Here is a 19725-nt window from a genome sequence, read left to right as displayed (position 1 = left end):
TGATTTTAAGAGTGGCGGACTTCAGTTCTCATCGTGCCATCACGGAAAATAGCAGCCCAAGCACTGTAAGGCAATAAACAGAGAATCGCCGCACCCCAACTAATAAACGACAGAAGAAAATGTGTCTTGAGCATCTCGGAAGGCACCACATCACCCGTGACTGCTTCATAGATCTTCACACACATCAAACCTAACAGCAGCAGGATAATTACGCCTGCCATGATCCAGAGATACATGGCCAAGATTTGCCGCCAGTACAGCAAACTCGCCTTGACGCTTAATTTGGTTGCAGCAATCAGCGGCTGTTTTTGCAAGACGATCAGTACACCGGCAAACATCATTAAGAGTTCTACAGCGATCCAAATAAAGGTAAACCACAGCTCAACACCATGTATAGCGCCTCCAAAGACAGGGCCAAACGCCATACTAATCGGCCGACCAGAGATCTGATCGCTGATCGCAACATGCAGGAAACCCAACACCGCCATCAACGTGGCCAAACCCAAAATTCGAATCACCACCCAGGCAAACTCTCGATCACCAGAGCTAAAATCAAGCTTGCGTTTTGTTTCTAAACGCCAAGCCATGGCAACAATCAGGGCAGAAAAGATGGCACCTCGATAATTGGACAGCAGCCCATGATCGGGAATTTTTTCAATTAGCAAATCAACACCAGCGGTAATCACGCATATTCCCATGAGCAGTACAGGAGCCAGTTTAAATACTCGCCACGAATGCAGAATCCAGCTCAAGCCTGATTTTTCATCGGTTTCAAAACCTTGAATCTGTTCTTCTGCCAAGGCAGGTACAGCACTTTGCGCCAGAATTTCTTCCGCCAATTTAAATGGCGAACCCAGTGCTGCGCAAAATTCAGCTTCGCTACGCCCATTGGCGATGGCCTCAGCAAAGTAGCCTTGATACTCAGTCACAATATCCCGTACTTCAGCGGCGGGTAACTGCCGTAACGCGCGCTCAAGCTGCGCGATAAATTCTTGCTGATTCATTTCGCGATTCCTTGCTGTATTACTTGTTCGACATCACCCACAAATTCCTGCCATTCCCGCTGCATTTGCCGCAGCGCTAACCGCCCAGATTCGGTCAAGCTGTAGTATTTGCGTGCAGGCCCGTTGCTGGATTGGCTGAGATACGTACTCACAAACTGCTCGGCTTCAAGCCGGCGCATCAATGGATATATCGTGCCTTCGCTGATGCCCATCGTGCTGGATAGAGTGCTGACAATTTCATAGGCATAGCTATCGCCACGCGCGAGCACTGATAGCACACACATTTCCAGCACCCCTTTCTTAAGCTGGATTTTCATCGCCTCTCCAATGCATTTGCGTATCCCTTCTCGGCACAACCATCATATTACCCGGTACCTTTTAATGCAAGATAGCAAGACAAACAACTTACGAGGATGCATCAGCCCCCCATCTGGGCTAAGTGCGCAGAGTTTCGATCAGCTCGATTTCTTCTTGGCTAAAGCCCGCTTCCACCCGCGCCAAATGATTCATCGCGCCGCGAAATTGGGGTGCATCGTATTCGCGCACCAGGCGAACAAAGGTGGCAATCGGCTCTAGGCCGCGCTGATCGCAACACCAGTGAAACCAGCGATTACCGATGCGCACATGGCCGATTTCATCGCGCAGGATAATATCCAGAATCTCGCAGGCGCGTTGATCGCCCACCGCGCCGAGTTTGGCTTGCAAAGGGGGCACGGCATCGAGCCCGCGCGCTTCCAGAATACGCGGCACCAGTGCCATGCGTGCCATGACATCCGCATCGGTTTTCACAGCCATTTCCCATAGACTGTTGTGGGCGGCAAAGTCGCCATACTGATAGCCCAGATCGGCCAGATGCGCGCACAGCAGATTAAAGTGATAGCCCTCTTCGCGCGCGACCTGCAGCCAGTCGTGGTAGTACTGCAGCGGCATCTCGCGAAAGCGGTAAATGGCATCCAGCGCCAAATTGATCGCGTTAAATTCGATATGCGCAAAGGCATGCAGCATGGCGGCGCGGTTTTCAGTCAGGCGCAAATTGCTGCGTTTGGGCACTTTCGCCGGCAGCACCAACTCCGGCCGCGCGGGACGGCCCGGTGGGTTAACCGTTTGAATCGGTAAAGCCTCGGCCATGGGGGGCACGGCGGGGATCGCGATCGCCTGCACTAGGGCGATTTTTTCTTGGGGGTCAGTGGCCATAAGGGCCTGATAGGCAGCACTAAACACGGGTTTTCCTTCCATTGCAGCGACAAGAGTATTGCCGCTTCGCCCGCCGCTGACAAGTTGCACTTTTGATCTAGATCGAAAGCACTGCACGCCAAGATACCCGCTGCCGTATCGGGCGCTAAGCTATGGATTTATTGCCGAGAGTGGTAATACATGGCCGGGGATCAATGCACCTGACGTGGCCATCTTGGTTTGGTCATATTGGCTGGTTATATTGCATTGCACAACAAAGCCACAAAGGCTAGCATGCAAAGTATCTCGCAGTGCAACATGCCAGCTAACTGCGCCAGCGCCTGATTACCACTTTCGCCATTTTAATCAACAGGATATCTACCATGAGCACAGCAATGAGCGGGCAACGCGCCCTGATTCTGGGTTTGGCCAATGCCAATTCGATTGCCTACGGGGTGGCCAAGGCCTTAAAAGCCCAAGGCGTGGAGCTGGCGATCACTTACCAAACCGAGCGCACCCGCGATTTTATCGCCCCGCTGCTGGACGAGCTGGAGCCGGCGATTCTGGAAAAATGTAATGTGCAAGAGCCGGGCGAGCTTGAAGCCGTGTTTAGCAAAATCCGCCAGCAATGGGGCCAGCTGGATATGGCGGTGCATTCCATTGCCTTTGCGCTCAAAGACGACCTGCACGGCCGCGTGGTGGATAGCAGTGCCGAAGGCTTTGCTCTGGCCATGGATGTGTCTTGCCATTCCTTTATCCGCATGTGCAAGCTGGCCGAGCCGCTGATGCACGAAGGCGGCACTCTGCTCACCATGAGCTATCTGGGTGCCGAGCGCGTGGTGCCCAATTATGGCGTAATGGGCCCGGTGAAAGCCGCACTGGAAGCCAGCGTGAAATACCTCGCCAACGAGCTGGGGCCAAAGAAAATCCGTGTCCATGCGGTATCGCCCGGCCCGATCATGACCCGCGCAGCCAGCGGCATTCCCGAATTTAACGCCATGCTGGCGCAAGCCGCTCAGCAAGCGCCAATGCGCGAGCTGGTGGACATCGATGATGTGGGCGCTGCGGCGGTGTTTTTGTGTTCGGATGGCGCCAAACGCCTGACCGGCTCCACTTTTTATATCGATGGTGGCGTCAACATCATGGGCTAAACCTCGGCCGGTGCGCTGGCCACAGCAGGCGGCCCGGGGCCGCAGGAGTTGATCATGAGTACGCAAAATGTGTTGTTTGCTGATCTGGCCCTCGGCCAGCAATATCACCGTCAGCATCTGATCCGCCGCAGCGATGTGGAGATGCTGGGCATGATGGGCGGCAAGGTGGAAGAAGAAGGCCAGATCAAAGTACCCGCCACCGGCGTGTTTTTATTTCTGACCGCCACCGCCACCAACTCCTTCCCCGGCCCCGGCTCGCTGATCCGTGAGCATGGCCTGCGCAGCAGTGGCTGGGTGCATGAAGACGATATTCTCAATCTCACCCTCACCGTGAGTGAAAAACACGCCAGCAATCACACCGTAACGCTGGAAGCGGTGTGTGAAAACCAGCATGGCGATCGGCTTTGCTCTGGCCCCATTCAAGTGGCAGCCCCCACCGAAAAACAGCGCAGCCAATACGCCGAAGCGCCGCAATTTACCCTGCGCGCCCATCATGTTTTTGCCGAATTGCGCGCCAAAACCGATCTGCTCCCGGCCGTACCCACCGCCGTGGTGCACCCGTGCGATCCTGATTCCCTGCTCGGCGCGATGGCCGCCGCCCACGAAAAACTGATCGTGCCAATTCTGGTCGGGCCAGAAGGCAAAATCCGCGCGCTGGCCCAGCAAGTGGGCGTTGATCTAGGCGGCGTGCGCATTGTGGGCACCGAGCATAGCCACGCCTCGGCGCTCAAGGCCGTTGAGCTCTGTCGCAACGGCGAAGCCAGCGCCTTAATGAAAGGCAGCCTGCATACCGATGAAATGATGTCGGCCGTGATGAGCGGCAGCACCGGGCTGCGCGGGGCGCGGCGCATTAGCCATGTGTTTGTGATGGATGTGCCGGCGTATGAGCGCGCGCTGCTGGTGACCGATGCGGCGATCAATATCGCCCCCACCCTGGCCGACAAAGTCGACATCACCCAAAACGCCATCGATCTGGCGCATATTTTGGGCATTGAATGCCCAAAAGTCGCGCTGCTATCGGCGGTAGAAACCGTCACCGATAAAATGCCCTCCACCATGGATGCCGCCCTGCTGTGCAAAATGGCCGATCGTGGCCAGATTCACGGCGCGCAGCTGGATGGCCCGTTAGCGTTTGATAATGCCATTTCAATGGCTGCCGCCAAAACCAAGAAAATCAACTCGCCCGTGGCCGGCCAAGCCGACATCCTGGTGGTGCCCGATATTGAAGCCGGCAATATGCTGGCCAAACAAATGAGCTACTTCGCCGCAGCCGATTCGGCCGGGATTGTGCTCGGGGCCCGCGTGCCGATTGTGCTCACCAGCCGCGCCGATGATGTAAAAACCCGCCTAGCCTCCGCCGCAGTGATGGTGCTGGTGGCGCACGCGAGGAAGTAAAGCCACAGCACACCGAAAAGCCCCGCGGGCGCAAAATGCCGTTCACTTAAACCCGGTGAGCGGCATTTTTATGGGCATCATGCCCCCCAATTCTTTGTCATTTGCCTGCGTTCACACCCCATGACCGATTATCGACGCCGTGCTCAGGCCAGCAGCGATTTAAGCTCCGTCCAGAAGAAAAATGACGCACTCAGAAGCACCAAGCAAACCCCAGTAAATGCACCGAGCACACGCGTTGCTGTATAAAACCCACGCCAAGTATTGCTCTGAATGCGTTTATACCCGCCAGTTCTGGATGCATACCACACCGCAGCGATATACGCCCCCATCCCATCATCAGCATCGCCAAACGCAATTTCGTTCTTTTCTGGCAGCGCATCGCGATAATGCTCATGCAAATGATAGTACACCAGCCGCGCGCACAACATATAAAGCAAAGCACCGGCAAATGATCCAACAATCAGCACAGGTAAAATGTACTGGTAAAAAAACGCCATGCCATCGCCACCTTTTTTGTTCTAGCTTCTATCGCCCAAACGCCGTTTGAATTTCGCCTGTCACATTATCTGAGTAGCTTGCTGTTACACCGTCCGCGTTAAAATCAAAACGGTATTTCCATTGCCAAGCTTCTTCAGCGTATTGGGTTTTGATTTCTAAGGTGTTTTCATTCAGCCAGCGCCCACGCACTTGTAGTGTCTGACCATTGCGGTCGCGTTTTTCCAAGTAGCGCCCATCCATTCCGACCGGCCATTCGTTTTTTACCCAGCCAGCATCAACTTCCCACACGATGGCCGCGGCGTCATTCGGGTCGGGTTTAAAGCTCACCGCGCTTATACCCAATGGCTGCGTAGCAAAACGCCATTTTTTGCCGTACCAGCTCTTGCCTAGCTCACGAGTATTTGTCACAAATGGCGCTTGGCCAACACTGGCGATGGTTTTCGCCAATTGCTGCTGGGCCTGCTGATTGGCCGCTAATGGCGCACCGCCTTGGGCGATGCGATGCAATTGGTTTAGGGTACTTTGCGTGCTGATTTGTTCAGCTACTTTGCCCGTCATCACTATCACCAACTGATGCTGCGGCTCGACGCGGATAAATTGATCAAACGAGCCCGCCGCTTGAAAATACTGCTCGCTTAAATTCACCCAAAATCCACGTCGATAACCGGCGCTTTGCGCGGCCCTGGTATCGGAAAACAAATTAGCTATCCAGCCCACAGGCAATATTCGCTGCTGATTCCAAACACCATCTTGCAACCAAAACTGCCCCAGCACCGCCATATCCCGCGTAGTCAGAGCCAAACCAGTTTCACCGATATTGTGCCCTTGCGGGTCTTTCTGCCATGTACTGTTTGCGATACCGAGTTTGGCAAATAACTGCTGCTGTGCGGTGGCCTGTAGCGATTGCCCCCAAGCCTGCTCAAGAATACCGGCGAGCAGCACATAATTGCCGTTGTTATAGCTAAACGTACGTCCCGGCTCATCATCCATGTTTTGTTGCAACACATACTGCTGCCAATTTTTGCTCTGGCGCAGCTGGAAATTACTCGATTCAGGATCATTCGACGTCAGCGGATACCAAGCCAACCCTGAATGCATATCTAATAAATTCCCGATCGTAATAGCGCCCTTTTGCGGTTCAGACTTCAGCAGTGCTGCAAAATAAGGCGCAATCGGCTGATTGAGGCCGCTTAATTTATTCGCAGCCAATGTAATACCAGCAAGGCTGGAAGTAACACTTTTGGTGACGGAAAACTGCGGGTGCAGCACGTCGCGGCGATAAGGGTAGAAATAGCTTTCCAACACCACCTTGCCATTGCGCATGATCAGCACGCTGTCGATGGCAGCGCCGCTGGCTTGAATGTCTTTCAGCACGGCATCAAGCTGCGCCGAGTCAATGCCTTGCGACTCGGGGCTGGCACTAGGCAGATCGGCTGCAACTGCGCAGTGACTCATCAGCGCGAGACATAAACAAAGTTTCTTCATACCCACCACCGTACCCCTCTCGCTTTAATATTTAACAATGCTTGCAGGCCTATACCCCAAGCAGTGCTGTGCTAAAGTCGTTGTTTGCACACTGGGATATACCAGCGGGTGCAAATTCTCATCTCGGTGTGTAATGGCTGTAGTGCATTACTCATTGGCACTTCAACGTAGCCCGAGCGATGCGCCAAATGCCAGCCACTGTTGGATAGCCAGTAGTTGTAAAAATATTCTTCGGCCAAGGTTTCATCAGCCAGCGTGCCTTCAAAGTCAATTTCAACAAATAAGCCGCCTTCAATCTGATCAAACAAAATCGATTGCTGCCCTGTATGGCGGGCAAAATCAGGGCTAGCTTCATTCAGCACAAAACCTGCTTCGTAACGGCACAAGGCTTCTGCCGTCACATTGGCGTTATCCAAATTACGCGCCACGCCGATTAAATCCGGCCGAAATACGCCATTGGCATTGGCCCAGTGCAGTAATTCAGCCCATAAATCTAAAATTTGCTCGCGCAAAATGCCCTGGCGCCAAATAAAAGCGCGGCGAAACGCCGGTTTTTCAACAATCCTCAGGTTGCGGATAAAGGCTGGCCGCTCACCATGGCGCACCGCTAGAAACTCATCGCGCCGCGCCGCAAACAAGTCGGATAGTAGAGCATCACCATAGCCAGGCTTTTTGCAAATCTTGCTATTTTGCTGCTTGCTATTTGCTTGCTTGATGTGTTGCCAGCGCCAAAATGAGCCATCGTGCAGCCAGAAATCACCTTTGCGCCACTCGCTAGCTGTCATGCCAAAATGTTGGCGAAACGCACGCGCGAAGACCGCTTGCGATTTAAAACCGCATTGCACCGCGATGTCGATCATCGGAATAGCGGGCCGGCGAAACAGCAATTGCGCCGCACGTTCTACGCGCATACGGCGCAAGAAGTCATTGGGCGTTTCTTTGGTGTAGGCGGTAAAAATACGGTGAAAGTGATACGGGGAAAAATGCGCAGCTTGCGCGACGTCGGCCAGCTCAATATCGGCTTCACAGTGGTGACGTATGTAGTCTTGCGCGAGATGTACGCGGCGAGAGTAATCAGCGCCCATTACCACACCACAAAGGTATGACTGATACGAAGGTAAACAAGCAGAAGAGCATGAAACTGGAAAGCAAAAAATTAATCCGGTGCGGGGTACGGCATCAAGGTTAAAAGCCAAGGAACTAGGGCGTTATTGTCATGCCGCGGCTAGCAAAAGGGCAAGAATGCAATTTGCCCCCCCCTGCACCGCCGCCCCACATCCGGATGAATTGGCTAACATCAGGCAGCCAGCCACCTGTGACGAGCCCCAGCAGTTGTTAGGCACACCGCCGCTACCTCAGATGGCAGGTATAGCAATCACGCCACTGGCCGTTTGGGCACCCACACCAGCGCATCACCAGTCAGCACCACGGTATCGCGCACAAAACACTCGGTAATCAGCTTGGCGCGTTGCTTGTCGGGCCACAGCTCGACGACGCGGGCGGTGGCGCGGACGGTTTCGCCGATGTGAACGGGTTTTACAAAGCGGATATTCTGCGCCATGTAAATACAACCCGGCCCGGGCAAGTGCATGCCGATCACGGTAGAGAGAAAACTAGCGGTCAGCATCCCATGCACAATGCGTTCGCCAAAGCGGGTTTGGCCGGCGAATTCGGCATCGATGTGCATTGGGTTGTTGTCGCCGGTGAGGCCGGCGAACAGCACCACATCGGTTTCGGTGAGAGTTTTGCGGTATTCGGCGCTCAGATCGAGCGTCAGGTCTTCGAAGTAGTACGGCATGCGGGCGTCTCCGGGCTGAGTCGTGCAAATTAAGGCAATACAAACCTGATCAAACCAATTGAAACAAACACTTGCGTAAACACTAAGGCTTTGAGCCTATCACGCTGCACTGCACAAAACAATGCCAGATTCACCCACCCGCTACAGCCCTAGCGCCGCGCCCACACCGCCACTTGCGCCCGCTCCAGAGTACCCGGCGCGGTTTTGTACCAGAGGATGACTTTTTTGATATAGCGCCCGCGGCCGGGCAGATCGATCACCCGGCTTTGGCCGCCGGCGTGGATGCGCTCGCGCACTGGCACTTCGATCCGATCGCCATTGCGAAACTCAACAAACACCCGGGAAAACTCTACCGCCCGCTTGTGCACACTCAGGCGCAGCTTGTTATACGGGCCACGATTCACATGAATGCTATCGCGATCGCCCAGAATACCCACATTTTTACTGGCCAGTTTTTCCCAGCTGCCGCCATGCTCACCGCGCGCCTGTGCCCAGCCACTAAAAACCAATAAACACAATGACAACATCAACATAGGTAAAACACGGGCCATTGGGCACCTCCTGAGCAAAATAGCGCCGAGCTGGCGCCACAAATGAATATACCAAGCGTAGCAAGCACCATCATGACCAGTCTGCGTAAGAATCCACCTTACAAGAAGGGAACTCGCCCATTTGTGCACTATTGCCAGCTACTCCAGCGCGACCAACGCGCTAAAACAACAACGCCCACGGTGCATAGACACAGTGGGCGCTGGGGGCTCGCGAAGCGATTAGTGATGCTGGCTGTGATCCATCGTGGCGGCGGGGCCAAAGCTGGTTTGCTCGCTGCGGCCATCCGGAAAGGTGATCTTGGCCTGAATGGTAGCGCCCTTCGCCGGTGCGCTGGCCCATTGACCCTGCAGCAGATTGGGTTTGGCGGGGCTTAGCGTCAGCGTTTGGGTTTTGCCATTGCTCACGGTGCTCAGCTCGCCCTGCACACCTGCCGAGGGCTTGGCCACGCCCGCGTGATCGGTGATGTACAGCACGGCTTTGCGGCCCTGCTGCACCAGTTCAAAGTGATACCAGCCGGCCATTTTCAGCTGGCCGCCATGGGGGGCTTTCATTGCGGCCATGGTGGCCTCGTCGTGCGCGTGCACGAGTGGGCTGCACAGCAAGAGCGCGCTTAGCGCCAGGGTCATACGGATTGTCATTATTGTTCCTCCATCGTCCGGAGCTGGCATTAGAGCACGGCTAGCGCGCGCCAGCCATCAGCCAACACACGTCGATGGCATATTACAAAATACCCCAGCACGTATTACCCAAAGCGCCTTTCAATGCTTTGATTTCAGGGCAATACCCCTAGCAATAGTTAGCCAAACACCGACCACCACGAGCCCAGCACCACCGAGAGCAGCAAGGACGTCAGCACCCCATTCAGCCCCATCGCCAAGCCGGAAAACGCACCGGCGGTTTCGGAGAGCTGAATCGCTCGCGATGTGCCCACCCCGTGCGCAGCCATCCCCAGCGCAAAGCCTTGGGCAATTTCATGCTCGATGCGCAACAGGCGGAAAATCGGCACGGCCAACACAGCGCCGCAAATGCCGGTCAGAATCACAAACCCCGCCGCCAGCGACACATTGCCACCAGCATGCTGGGCCAGCGCCATGGCAATCGGCGTGGTTACCGATTTGGGCGCAATCGAGGCCAAGCTACTGGCCGACAGTCCAAACAATTGCCCGCAAGCCAGCGCCGAGACGATCCCCAACACACAGCCAAACAGCAAGGCCAACAACAGGGGCAGTGCGTAATCGCGTACCCGCTGCAAATTGCTATACAGCGGAATCGCCAGCGCCACCGTGGCCGGGCCCAAAAGCATATGAATGGGCTGCGCACCGGCGAAATACACCGGGTACGGCACATGGGTGAACAGCAAGAGGCTAATCAGCAATAACACGCTGATCAGCACCGGATTGAGCAGCGGAAAACCGCCCGCCCGCACATACAGCGCATCGCCAATTCCAAAGGCCAATAAGGTCAGCGCAATCCAGAACGCCGGAATATGACTTAACTGCAGCCACAACAACCACAAGGTATTCATGGCAGCTCATCCTGAATGGCGTTTTTATTCAGCCGGTCTTTGCGGCGCAACAGGTGTTGCAGCATCCAAGCCGTGCCGGCCATGGTTATCACCGTGGAGATCAGCAAGGTGGCGAGCAAGGCCCAGCCCTGCCGGCCGATTTCGTCGCCCAAGGTCATCAAACCCACCCCAGCCGGAATAAACAGCACCCCCAGATAGCGCAGCATGGCGCCGGCAGCATCCACCACTCGTCGATCCAGACCACGGCGTAAAATCGCGATCAGCGTGAGCAGCAGCATGCCCATCACCGCGCCGGGAATCGGCAGCTGCAACAGCCGGCTGAGTGCTTCGCCAGCGAATAAAGTCGCGAAAATAATGGTGATGCCGTACAACATGATTAATTCACCCCGGCCATGCCAAGGGCAGCAACTGCCCCAGCCACAGCAAAACTGACAAATTCAAGACACCAAACCACTTATCAGCAACAGCTTCAAATCAGCAAAAAATCGGTTCAAGCTGAAAGCCAATGTCATTGCTAACGCTATTGTTGTTGCACAGAGGTTTGATCATGCCACGCCCCAATTATGGTTCTACCCCGTACGATTGGCTGTATGAGTTACCTGATAGTGAACTCAATGTCTTGAAAGACAGCCTGCACACGCTGATTCGTCAACGCCCGAGTGCCTTCTCGGTCTTTAAGGCGCATTCGATGTGTGCGGCCATTGAGTGTATTTTATTCGATCGGGCCCAAAGCCGCCGCCGCGCCGCCTAGGCAATAATGCACAATGTCATAAAATCACAAAGCCCGCTGCTGCGGGCTTTGTTGCGTGGGGCACGGGCTTTGGATTAGAGCTGGGTGAGCTCGATTTTGCCCAGACTGCGTCCCAGAAAGCGCTCGCCAATGGTCTGGAATTTCACCGGCAAATCAGTAACCACAAAGCGGTACTCGGGCAGCTGATGGGCAGTATTGGCCAGGCCACTGCTATTGAGAATTTCGGCGGTCTGATCCGCAATCGACAAGGCCGAATCCACCAGCTGCATGCGGTTGCCGCACACATCCAGCAGCAGCGGTTTCAATAATGGATAGTGCGTGCAGCCCAGCACCAGCGTATCGATCGATTCAACGAACACCGGCTTGAGGTATTCCTGCGCGGTCATGCGCGTGACCGGATGATCCAGCCAGCCCTCTTCCACCAGCGGCACAAACAGCGGGCAGGCTTGCGAATACACGCGGGTAGCCGGGTTTAGCTGATGAATCGCGCGGGCATAGGCATTGGAATTAATCGTGGTGGGCGTGCCGATCACGCCGATGCCGCCAGTGCGGGTATGCGCCACGGCATTGCGCGCGCCGGCCTCGATCACATCCAGCACCGGCACGGGCGAATTGGCCCGCACTTTGTCCGCCGCCACCGCCGCCATGGTGTTGCAGGCGATAATCAGCATTTTCACTTGCTGCTGCTGCAGAAAATCGGCGATCTGCTGCGTGTAATGCTCGATGGTGGCCACCGATTTCACGCCGTATGGCACGCGGGCGGTGTCGCCAAAGTAGATGATGTTTTCAAACGGCAGGCGATCCATCAGGGCCCGCACCACGGTCAGTCCACCCACCCCGGAATCAAACACCCCAATCGGATGAGAAGGCAAAGAAGTTTGCATACGCACGCCGCAGTCACAAAAGCCGCCATTCTACCTTGCGCGCGCGGGGCGTGATAGGCATTGCTCGGGCATTCTGCCGCCGCCGGCGCAGAATCCGCGCCAAGCTTGGCGCAGATCAAGCCAGTGTGCATCACGGGTGGCAAACGAGGGCGCAGACTCGACAAGCTGCGCGCGCGACGGTAGCGTGAAGCCTTCTTCTTTCAGGCCTCGCCCCGTGAGTCAGAGCCCCAGTTTTGCCAGCTTGCTGGCCGAAAGCGAAACCGGCCAACCCTTTGTCTACGACGAAGGCGACGAGCTCTCGCTGATGTTTGATCTAAAAACCGTCCAGAGCCGGATGAATAAACAACATCCGAATGAGCTTATCCTGGGGTATACGCGCAGCATGCTTGGTTTTGTTTTGCTGCAGGAAGATACCCACCATATCGGCATGATAGGTCTGGGCGGTGGCTCGCTGGCCAAGTACTGTCATCATTACCTGCCGACCAGCCAGATTGCCGTGGCCGAAATCAGCGCGGCCGTGATCGCGCTGGCCCCGCAGTTTGCCGTGCCCCACAGCCCGCGACTGCAGATTAGCTGCGCCGATGGGGGCGATTGGCTGCCAGAACGACATGCGCCCTTTGATGTGCTATTGATTGATGCCTACGGCCCCAATGGCATGCCGGAGCGGCTGGCCAGCCAGACTTTCTTTGACACCTGCCGTCGCCAGCTACGTCCGGATGGGGTGCTGGTGGTTAATCTCTGGGGCAGTGATCCGCGCTTTGACAGCTACTACCAGCGCATCCGCACCAGCTTTCATGGCGCCACGCTCGCGATCGGCGCCGATCACAGCGCCAATCGGATTGTGTACGCATTGGCCAGTGGCCGCTTGCCGGCCAATCGCCTGCTGCAAAGCCGGTGCCGCGAGCGCAGCGCGGCGCATAGTGTTGATCTAGCCAAACTCGGCCAGCGCCTGAGCCGCGCTCTACAGCGCCACGATGGCCTCGAGCCCGGCCTGCCCGGCCCGCGCGAAGGCGCCTAAGCGCTTGGCGCCCATTCTTCCTCTTTATTTTTGCTCCCCACCATGCCCGCACCCGACCTCGAACTGATTAGCCTTAAACCCAGCCAAGCCAATGGCGCCCCGCCCCTCCTGCTGCTCCACGGCGCTTTTGCCGGCGCCTGGTGCTGGCAAGGAGTGCAAGCCCAGCTCGCCGCTGCCGGCTACACCAGCCATGCACTGAGCCTGCGCGGGCACGGCCAAAGCAGCGGTTTTTGGGAATTAGCGCACAATCAGCTCGGCGATTATCTGGCTGATGTGCGGCAAGCACTGGCGCAAATTCACGAGCCCTGCATTTTGCTCGGTCATTCTCTGGGCGGCTATCTGGCACAGGAAATCGCCCGCGCCACACCACCCAAAGCGCTGATTTTGTTGGCCAGTATTCCGCCTTACGGGCTGGCCGGCTCGCTGCAATACATGAGCACCGTGCATCCGCAATTGCTGCTGGGCTTGCAGGGTTTTGCGCTCGGGCACACCACCCAGCTGGATGCCGCGATGCTGCGGCATCTTTTATTCGCGCCAGAAACTCCCATGCTGCAAGTGGAAGCCTTTGCCAGCCGCGCCCAGCCCGAATCGATGGCCGCACTCGGCGAATTATGGCTGCCGCAATGGTGGAAAAACTGGCCGCAAGCGGTGAATTACCCGGTCTGGGTGCTCGGGGCCGAGCATGACAATATTATCCCGTGGTCCGATGTTGCGCTCACCGCGCAAGCCTGGGGCGTGAGCGCCGAGCGGCTGCCTGGGGCCGGGCATGCGATGATGTGGGATAGCAGCGCGGCGGCTTTCAGCGCCCGCCTGTGCGCCTGGCTGGCCGCGCAGCACTGGGATTAAGCCGCGATTTAGCTCACAAACAAACCAGCATGCGGATCATAATCGGCCGCGATGCGGATCCCCGCCCGCTCCAGCGCCTGGCGAATCAGCTGGGCCTGCACGAGCGCAGCGGGGTTGTCGCCATGCAGGCACAGGGAATCAACGCGCTGGCTCAGCCACAGCGCCTGTTCAAGCACGGCGGTGGGGTCAGTGAGCACCGCGCCGGGCTGGCTGCGCGGCTGCAGCTGGCCATCAGGCAGATATGCACGATCGGCAAAGCCCTCTTCAATCACCCGTAAACCTGCCGCACGGCCAGCATCGATCAGCGCCGAACCGGCCAAGCCCATCAGCGCCAGATCGGGGTCTACTTCGCGAATCATTTGCGCGATTTGCTGCGCCAGCGGGCGCGACGCCGCCGCATCGTTATACAGCGCGCCATGCGGCTTTACATACGCCACCGAGACGCCTTCTTCGATACACACGGCTTTCAGCGCCCACAGCTGGGCGGTGAGGCTAAACACCAGCTGGCTCTCGGTCAGATCGATGCTGCGCCGGCCAAACTGCTCGCGATCCGGGTAGCTAGGGTGCGCGCCAATGCGCACGCCATGCTGGCGCGCCAGGCGCACGGTGGCCCGCATCGAATCCACGTCACCAGCATGGCCACCGCAAGCGATATTCACCGAGCTGAGTAAAGGCATCAGCTGGGCATCCAGCGGAAAGCCCTCGCCCAGGTCGGCGTTTAAATCAATATGAGTCTGCATAGCCCTTATTCTACGCTGCTTTGCGCTGGCTGCAGCGGGCGCAGGCTAGCCCGCACTTGGGCCAACCGGCGAAACCACTGCTGCTGCTCGCGCAGCGCTGCCAGCGCGCTAGCTTCATCGACCAGCTGCATCTGCACGCGCTCACCGGCGCGCAATTGCCCCAGCCGCCATAAATCAGCCTGAATAATCTGGGCAATCACCGGATAGCCGCCGGTGAGCTGCGCATCGGCCAGCAGCACAATCGGCTGGCCACCAGGCGGCAACTGCACGGTACCCAGCAGGACCGCATGCGAGCGTAGCTGCAGCGGGGTTTCCATGACCAGCTCGGCGCCATTGAGTTTCAAGCCCATCCGGTTGGATTGCTGATCGAGCTGCCAGGCCGTGTGTTGCCAGCGGCGCTGGCCTTCGCTCCCCAGCTCACCCCACTGCGGACCGGGCAAATAGCGCAAGATATGCCCGCGGGGCGGCAAGGCCATGGCACAGGGCGGGCAGTGTTTATCGCGCCGCAGGCCACGCAATACATCGCCCTTGCGCAGTGGCCGCCCCTGCCAGCCGCCCAGCGCCGCCGGCAGCAAGGTAGCGCGGCTACCGGCCAGCAGCGGCACATCCAGCCCGCCCGGCAAGGCTAGATAAGTACGCATGCCGTGCGCCGGCGTGCCCAGCACCAGCTGCTGGCCTTTGCAGGCACGGTACACGGCATTGGGCAGCAGGCGCTCGCCATCCAGTCGCGCTTCGCAATCGGCGCCAGCCAGCGCAAAGGAAGTCGTGTGTTCAAATTGCCCGCGCAGCCCACCCAGCGTGATTTCCAGCGCAGCGGCTTCGGGTGGATTGCCCAGTAGCAGATTGGCCAGCTGCAGCGCCAGCAGATCAGCGGCGCCACCGGCCGGCACGCCCCAGCTGGCCGCGGCTACCCGGCCCAGATCCTGCACCGTGCTTTGTACGCCGGCTTTCTCTAGCCGCAGCAGTATGTGTTTGTGTCCCATCAGGCCTCCTGCGGTACAAAGCGCAATTGATCGCCCGCGCGCAGCAAACAGGGCTCGGCACGGGTCGGGTCAAACAAATTGACGCTGGTTTGACCAATCAGCTGCCAGCCGCCGGGGCTGGGGCAAGGATAAATGCCCGTCTGCGCGCCACCGATCCCAACGGCGCCAGTGGCTACCTGATGCCGGGGCACACTGCGCCGCGGGGTGTGCAAAGCGGTGGGCAAACCTGCCAAATAGGGAAACCCCGGCAAAAACCCAATGCACAGCACGTCATACCACGGGCTGGCATGCGCTTCGATCACCGCCGCTTCGCTGAGCTGACAATGCTCGGCCACCAGAGCCAGATCAGGGCCGGCGGCCCCGCCATACACCACCGGTATTTCAAACTGCCGCGGCGGCGGCAAACTGACCGTTTCGGCTTGCGCCCACAGGCTTTGCAGCAGCACCAGCGCCTCGCTACTTGCCAGCTGCAGAGGGTTAAAACGCATCGTGATATTACCCACCCCGGGTATAAGCTGGAAAGGCCGGTTTGATTTGCGTTCAGCCAGATACCCCATGGCCAGCAAGCGTGTTTGCGCACTCACCCCGGCATCCAGCACCAGCGCAGCCTCCCCCAGCGGATGAATCATTGGCGAACTCATCGTGGCTAGCTCCGTCGACACTGCAAAAGTAACATTTTTAGCTCATACTAATAGACGATTGAATGCCCACCGAGATCCCCCGCCAGGCCATGCCCCAAGACGAATCTGCCGCATATATTTCACCGGAGCAACTGCAAGTCGGCCTGTTTATCCATCTGGATCTGAACTGGATGGACCACCCGTTCCCTTTCGGTAGTTTCAAGCTCAAATCTGACGAGCAAATTAAGACAATTAAAAATCTTGGCTTGAAACAAATCCGTTACAGCCCGGAAAAAAGCGATTGCCCCCCGGCCGAAGCAGCTACTCAGGCGCTCGAGCCCGCGGCGGTCAGCGCTGCCGCCCCCATCGAAATCGACCCAGCCATTGCCGCCGAAATGGCGGCCAAACGCCAACGGCAGCTCGAACAAGAGCGCCGCCGGGCGCTATTGGCCGAGTGTACCAAGGCCTTTAGTTCGGCGGCCGGCACGGTGCGCAAGCTCAATCGCGAGGTGCACAGCAACCCCAAAGACAGTGTGACCGCCGCCACAGTGCTGGTGGGCACCATGCTCGACACACTGCTCACCGACAACGACATTGCCATTCACCTGATGAACGACAAGGCGCTGGGCGATGATCTGTATTTTCATTCGCTTAACACCACCGTGCTGGGAATGATGCTGGCGCGGGAAATGAATTTTAGCCGGGCGCAAATCGAAAAACTGGCGCTGGCCAGCCTGCTGCACGATTGCGGCAAGGTCGAAGTGCCCGACCGGATTTTGCTGAAAACCGAGCCTCTCAATCGCGCCGAAAAAAGCCTCTACGAGCAGCATTGCCAATGGGGCGTCGATACCGCCCGCCGCGCGGGGCTCGATGCCGAGACCCAGCTGATTATCGCCCAGCATCACGAACACTGCGATGGCAGCGGCTACCCCAAGCAGCTGGGCATTGATTCAATCCACCCGCTGGCGCGGATTCTGGCGGTGGTGAATACCTACGACAATCACTGCAATAAAATCAATCCAGCTACCTCGCTCACGCCGCATGAGGGCTTATCGCTGATGTTTGCCCAGCAAAAGCCCAAATTCGATCCGGCGGCGATGAATATGCTGATTCGCAGCCTGGGCGTATACCCGCCGGGCACACTGGTGCAGTTGTCCAATGAATATTATGGCCTGGTGGTGGCGGTGAATGCCTCGCGCCCCTTAAAGCCACAAGTGCTGGTTTATGATCCATCGATCCCGGCCGAGCAGGCCATGGTGCTGGATCTGGAACGTCATCCGGATTTGAATATCAGCAAGGCACTCAAAGCCAGCCAGCTGGCGCGGCCGGTGCTGAGCTACCTGAATCCGCGCAAACGGATGACGTATTACTTTAGCCCCAGCGAGCCCCAAGCATGATCGCCCCACACCTGCTGAGTGATTATTGCGCGATCGCCATTCTGGCGGTGGACCCGCAGCAGGAAGTCATCGTGGCCGCCAACCCGGCCTGCGAAAGCCTGCTCGGTTATCCGCTGAGCACCTTGCTGGGCCTGCCGATCAGCCAGATCGAAGTTGGTCTGCAGGATGTGTTTTTCTGGGAAGACGTGCGCCAATGCGGGCTACAGGAAGTCACCCGCGTCGAAGGCGAATACCGCCACGCGCAAGGGCATCTGTTTAGCGTGAGTAAAACCATCCGCCTGGTGGATAGCGGCGACGGGCCGGTGTGCATTATCTCGGTGCAAGACATCAGCGCCAGCAAAAAACTGGAAGAAGAAAGCGACAAAACCAGCGCCCTCTTGGCCGCCACGCTGGAATCCACCGTGGATGGCATTTTGGTTACCAATCTGGATGGCGTTATCCAGCACTACAACCATCGCCTGCTGCAAGTCTGGCCGATTGAACAGCGCTTGCCCGATCTGTTTGCCCAGCCCTTGAGCGAATTCAAACAGCAATTACCCGACGCGCGCCGCTTTGACGACTGGCTGCGGCTGCTTTATCACGACCCGTTTGTGAGCGAGCAGCAAACCTTTGCCCTGCGCGATGGGCGAGTATATGAAATCACCAGCTGCCCGCAACAATACCGCGATGCGCCGATCGGCCGGCTGTTTTGCCTGCATGATATTTCGGCACTGAAAGCCATCGAAGCCCAGCTACGCGAAGCCCGCGATCAGGCCCAGCAAGCCAATCAGGCCAAATCCGATTTCCTCGCCCACATGAGCCACGAGCTGCGTACCCCGCTCAATGCCATGATGGGTTTTGCCCAGGTGATTGAAAACGATAGCGGCAATGAGCATCAGGTGCTGGGTGGCTATATCCATCAAGCCGGCCGGCATTTGCTGGAATTAATCAATGAAGTGCTGGATCTGGCCAGTATCGAGGCGGGCAAGCTCAAGCTCAAACTAGAGCCCGTCAATCTGCCCACCTGTATTCAGGAATGCCTGAATCTCACCCAGCTGCTGGCGCGGGATAACCAGGTGACGCTTAGCGCCGCCGAGCTACCCGCCGCCACCGTGCTGGCCGATGAGCGCCGGCTGCGGCAAATGCTGCTCAATCTGATTTCGAACGCCATTAAATACAATCGCCAAGGCGGGCGGGTGGATATTCAGGTGGAGCGCGCGGGCGAGCACGGCTGGCGCATCAATGTGCGTGATACCGGGCTTGGAATTGCCGAAGAAGATCAGGCGCAGCTCTTTACCACCTTCAACCGCGTCGGTTCGCACCTGGATCGGATCGAGGGTACTGGCATCGGGCTAGCGTTTACCCGCAAGCTGGCGCAACTGATGCAAGGGCAAGTCGGCGTCAGCAGCCAGCTGGATGTGGGCAGTACTTTCTGGATCGAACTGCCGGGCGCGGAGCCCTTTAAGGCGCAGGCCAGCATCATCACCGCCCCTGCCGATGATCGCAGCCGTACCTTGCTGTATATCGAAGACGATTTACTGTCGCAAAAGCTGCTGCAAAATGTGCTGCTCAAACAGCGGCCGCAATACCATGTGTATGTGGCCAAAACCGGGCAAGATGGCATCGCCATGGCCAAGCAGCTCAAACCCGACCTGATTTTGCTCGATCAGCAGCTACCCGATGGCACCGGGCAAAGCATTTACACCCAGCTGCAAAATCATGCCAGCACCCGCGATATCCCCTGCGTGGCGCTCTCGGGTAACACCTTACCCGAGCAAATTAACGACGCACTGGCCAGTGGTTTTGTCGCCTATCTGAGTAAGCCGCTGCAGATTAGTCAGGCGCTGCTGACGATCGATGATGTGCTGGCCTGCTATGGCCGCGAGTCGCGCAAAGACTAATACCCAGCGCCGTATCTAGCTGTAA

22 protein-coding genes are annotated in these 19725 nt (G+C 57.3%); 7 read left to right on the top strand and 15 right to left on the bottom strand.

Features of this window, described 5'->3' with window-relative positions:
• Nucleotides 1–5: 5 nt before the first annotated feature.
• The 3 genes from G482_RS19440 to G482_RS0104925 form a co-directional block, all read right to left on the bottom strand.
• Entirely contained in the window at nt 6–1004 is a 999-nt protein-coding gene (locus G482_RS19440; RefSeq protein ID WP_028449104.1) for a DUF1700 domain-containing protein, read from the bottom strand.
• Nucleotides 1001–1321 (bottom strand): PadR family transcriptional regulator, encoded by a 321-nt coding sequence (locus tag G482_RS0104930; protein WP_028449103.1) that lies wholly within the window; start codon nt 1319–1321, stop codon nt 1001–1003. Before G482_RS0104930 ends, G482_RS19440 begins: the two co-directional genes overlap by 4 nt.
• 118 nt (nt 1322–1439) lie before the next feature.
• Nucleotides 1440–2198 (bottom strand): ferritin-like domain-containing protein, encoded by a 759-nt coding sequence (locus G482_RS0104925; RefSeq protein WP_245575249.1) that lies wholly within the window; start codon nt 2196–2198, stop codon nt 1440–1442.
• A gap of 362 nt (nt 2199–2560) precedes the next feature.
• On the opposite strand from G482_RS0104925, the gene fabI reads away from it, so the two are divergent.
• The gene (gene fabI / locus G482_RS0104920) at nt 2561–3328 is read left to right on the top strand and encodes an enoyl-ACP reductase FabI (RefSeq protein WP_034618964.1); all 768 of its coding nucleotides are present in this window, start codon (nt 2561–2563) and stop codon (nt 3326–3328) included.
• A gap of 54 nt (nt 3329–3382) precedes the next feature.
• Nucleotides 3383–4723, top strand: coding sequence for a bifunctional enoyl-CoA hydratase/phosphate acetyltransferase (locus G482_RS0104915; protein ID WP_028449100.1), 1341 nt, complete (start codon nt 3383–3385; stop codon nt 4721–4723).
• A 143-nt stretch (nt 4724–4866) separates the two neighbouring features.
• On the opposite strand, the gene G482_RS0104910 is transcribed toward G482_RS0104915, so the two are convergent.
• From G482_RS0104910 to G482_RS17345, 8 genes are all read right to left on the bottom strand, one after another.
• Entirely contained in the window at nt 4867–5220 is a 354-nt protein-coding gene (locus tag G482_RS0104910) for a hypothetical protein (protein WP_028449099.1), read from the bottom strand.
• A 28-nt stretch (nt 5221–5248) separates the two neighbouring features.
• Entirely contained in the window at nt 5249–6706 is a 1458-nt protein-coding gene (locus tag G482_RS0104905; RefSeq protein ID WP_084414460.1) for a serine hydrolase domain-containing protein, read from the bottom strand.
• 71 nt (nt 6707–6777) lie between these two features.
• Nucleotides 6778–7791 carry a helix-turn-helix domain-containing protein gene (locus G482_RS0104900; protein WP_028449097.1) on the bottom strand — a complete coding sequence of 338 codons (1014 nt, stop codon included), beginning with the start codon at nt 7789–7791 and terminating at the stop codon, nt 6778–6780.
• 290 nt (nt 7792–8081) lie between these two features.
• On the bottom strand, nt 8082–8504 hold the full coding sequence (locus G482_RS0104895; RefSeq protein WP_028449096.1) for a MaoC family dehydratase: 423 nt from the start codon (nt 8502–8504) through the stop codon (nt 8082–8084).
• 149 nt (nt 8505–8653) lie between these two features.
• Nucleotides 8654–9055, bottom strand: coding sequence for a DUF2541 family protein (locus tag G482_RS0104890; RefSeq protein ID WP_156905348.1), 402 nt, complete (start codon nt 9053–9055; stop codon nt 8654–8656).
• Nucleotides 9056–9274: 219 nt separating this feature from the next.
• Nucleotides 9275–9694, bottom strand: a complete 420-nt coding sequence (locus G482_RS19435) for a hypothetical protein (protein ID WP_156905347.1) — start codon at nt 9692–9694, stop codon at nt 9275–9277.
• Nucleotides 9695–9852: 158 nt separating this feature from the next.
• Nucleotides 9853–10581 carry an LrgB family protein gene (locus tag G482_RS0104880; protein ID WP_028449093.1) on the bottom strand — a complete coding sequence of 243 codons (729 nt, stop codon included), beginning with the start codon at nt 10579–10581 and terminating at the stop codon, nt 9853–9855.
• Nucleotides 10578–10955, bottom strand: coding sequence for a CidA/LrgA family protein (locus G482_RS17345; protein WP_034618961.1), 378 nt, complete (start codon nt 10953–10955; stop codon nt 10578–10580). Before G482_RS17345 ends, G482_RS0104880 begins: the two co-directional genes overlap by 4 nt.
• 173 nt (nt 10956–11128) lie before the next feature.
• Here G482_RS17345 and G482_RS0104870 point away from each other — a divergent pair, with 173 nt between their 5' ends.
• Nucleotides 11129–11332: a hypothetical protein gene (locus tag G482_RS0104870; protein WP_028449092.1), complete on the top strand. Its 204-nt coding sequence runs from the start codon at nt 11129–11131 to the stop codon at nt 11330–11332.
• Nucleotides 11333–11406: 74 nt separating this feature from the next.
• Here the strand turns inward: G482_RS0104870 and murI are convergent, their stop codons facing one another.
• On the bottom strand, nt 11407–12216 hold the full coding sequence (murI, locus tag G482_RS0104865; RefSeq protein WP_028449091.1) for a glutamate racemase: 810 nt from the start codon (nt 12214–12216) through the stop codon (nt 11407–11409).
• A gap of 214 nt (nt 12217–12430) precedes the next feature.
• Here murI and G482_RS17340 point away from each other — a divergent pair, with 214 nt between their 5' ends.
• Both G482_RS17340 and G482_RS17335 read left to right on the top strand, forming a co-directional pair.
• Complete coding sequence (locus G482_RS17340; protein WP_051258743.1) at nt 12431–13234, top strand: fused MFS/spermidine synthase; 804 nt, start codon at nt 12431–12433, stop codon at nt 13232–13234.
• 42 nt (nt 13235–13276) lie between these two features.
• Nucleotides 13277–14080, top strand: coding sequence for an alpha/beta fold hydrolase (locus G482_RS17335; RefSeq protein WP_051258742.1), 804 nt, complete (start codon nt 13277–13279; stop codon nt 14078–14080).
• 8 nt (nt 14081–14088) lie between these two features.
• Here the strand turns inward: G482_RS17335 and pxpA are convergent, their stop codons facing one another.
• Genes pxpA through pxpB form a run of 3 tightly spaced genes read right to left on the bottom strand, consistent with a single transcriptional unit; the run spans nt 14089 to nt 16444 of the window.
• Nucleotides 14089–14820, bottom strand: coding sequence for a 5-oxoprolinase subunit PxpA (pxpA, locus tag G482_RS0104850; RefSeq protein WP_034618957.1), 732 nt, complete (start codon nt 14818–14820; stop codon nt 14089–14091).
• Between the two features lie 5 nt (nt 14821–14825).
• Entirely contained in the window at nt 14826–15803 is a 978-nt protein-coding gene (locus tag G482_RS0104845; RefSeq protein WP_051258741.1) for a 5-oxoprolinase subunit C family protein, read from the bottom strand.
• Nucleotides 15803–16444, bottom strand: coding sequence for a 5-oxoprolinase subunit PxpB (gene pxpB / locus G482_RS0104840; protein ID WP_028449088.1), 642 nt, complete (start codon nt 16442–16444; stop codon nt 15803–15805). Before pxpB ends, G482_RS0104845 begins: the two co-directional genes overlap by 1 nt.
• Nucleotides 16445–16506: 62 nt before the next feature.
• Between pxpB and G482_RS0104835 the strand changes: the two genes are divergently transcribed.
• Both G482_RS0104835 and G482_RS19430 read left to right on the top strand, forming a co-directional pair.
• Entirely contained in the window at nt 16507–17820 is a 1314-nt protein-coding gene (locus G482_RS0104835; RefSeq protein WP_051258740.1) for a cyclic di-GMP phosphodiesterase, read from the top strand.
• A complete protein-coding gene (locus tag G482_RS19430) occupies nt 17817–19700 on the top strand; it encodes a PAS domain-containing hybrid sensor histidine kinase/response regulator (protein WP_051258739.1) in 1884 nt (627 codons plus the stop codon). Before G482_RS0104835 ends, G482_RS19430 begins: the two co-directional genes overlap by 4 nt.
• Nucleotides 19701–19725 lie beyond the last annotated feature (25 nt).

The organism is Chitinibacter tainanensis DSM 15459 (assembly GCF_000429785.1).
GTDB lineage: Bacteria > Pseudomonadota > Gammaproteobacteria > Burkholderiales > Chitinibacteraceae > Chitinibacter > Chitinibacter tainanensis.
This window is presented reverse-complemented; position numbering and strand designations above follow the sequence as displayed.

Bases quoted from the DNA above. Each gene is read 5' to 3' on its own strand.
- G482_RS19440 (WP_028449104.1), bottom strand. From the start codon at position 1,004: ATGAATCAGCAAGAATTTATCGCGCAGCTTGAGCGCGCGTTACGGCAG.
- G482_RS0104930 (WP_028449103.1), bottom strand. From the start codon at position 1,321: ATGAAAATCCAGCTTAAGAAAGGGGTGCTGGAAATGTGTGTGCTATCA.
- G482_RS0104925 (WP_245575249.1), bottom strand. From the start codon at position 2,198: ATGGCCACTGACCCCCAAGAAAAAATCGCCCTAGTGCAGGCGATCGCG.
- fabI (WP_034618964.1), top strand. From the start codon at position 2,561: ATGAGCACAGCAATGAGCGGGCAACGCGCCCTGATTCTGGGTTTGGCC.
- G482_RS0104915 (WP_028449100.1), top strand. From the start codon at position 3,383: ATGAGTACGCAAAATGTGTTGTTTGCTGATCTGGCCCTCGGCCAGCAA.
- G482_RS0104910 (WP_028449099.1), bottom strand. From the start codon at position 5,220: ATGGCGTTTTTTTACCAGTACATTTTACCTGTGCTGATTGTTGGATCA.
- G482_RS0104905 (WP_084414460.1), bottom strand. From the start codon at position 6,706: ATGAAGAAACTTTGTTTATGTCTCGCGCTGATGAGTCACTGCGCAGTT.
- G482_RS0104900 (WP_028449097.1), bottom strand. From the start codon at position 7,791: ATGGGCGCTGATTACTCTCGCCGCGTACATCTCGCGCAAGACTACATA.
- G482_RS0104895 (WP_028449096.1), bottom strand. From the start codon at position 8,504: ATGCCGTACTACTTCGAAGACCTGACGCTCGATCTGAGCGCCGAATAC.
- G482_RS0104890 (WP_156905348.1), bottom strand. From the start codon at position 9,055: ATGGCCCGTGTTTTACCTATGTTGATGTTGTCATTGTGTTTATTGGTT.
- G482_RS19435 (WP_156905347.1), bottom strand. From the start codon at position 9,694: ATGACAATCCGTATGACCCTGGCGCTAAGCGCGCTCTTGCTGTGCAGC.
- G482_RS0104880 (WP_028449093.1), bottom strand. From the start codon at position 10,581: ATGAATACCTTGTGGTTGTTGTGGCTGCAGTTAAGTCATATTCCGGCG.
- G482_RS17345 (WP_034618961.1), bottom strand. From the start codon at position 10,955: ATGTTGTACGGCATCACCATTATTTTCGCGACTTTATTCGCTGGCGAA.
- G482_RS0104870 (WP_028449092.1), top strand. From the start codon at position 11,129: ATGCCACGCCCCAATTATGGTTCTACCCCGTACGATTGGCTGTATGAG.
- murI (WP_028449091.1), bottom strand. From the start codon at position 12,216: ATGCAAACTTCTTTGCCTTCTCATCCGATTGGGGTGTTTGATTCCGGG.
- G482_RS17335 (WP_051258742.1), top strand. From the start codon at position 13,277: ATGCCCGCACCCGACCTCGAACTGATTAGCCTTAAACCCAGCCAAGCC.
- pxpA (WP_034618957.1), bottom strand. From the start codon at position 14,820: ATGCAGACTCATATTGATTTAAACGCCGACCTGGGCGAGGGCTTTCCG.
- G482_RS0104845 (WP_051258741.1), bottom strand. From the start codon at position 15,803: ATGGGACACAAACACATACTGCTGCGGCTAGAGAAAGCCGGCGTACAA.
- pxpB (WP_028449088.1), bottom strand. From the start codon at position 16,444: ATGAGTTCGCCAATGATTCATCCGCTGGGGGAGGCTGCGCTGGTGCTG.
- G482_RS0104835 (WP_051258740.1), top strand. From the start codon at position 16,507: ATGCCCACCGAGATCCCCCGCCAGGCCATGCCCCAAGACGAATCTGCC.
- G482_RS19430 (WP_051258739.1), top strand. From the start codon at position 17,817: ATGATCGCCCCACACCTGCTGAGTGATTATTGCGCGATCGCCATTCTG.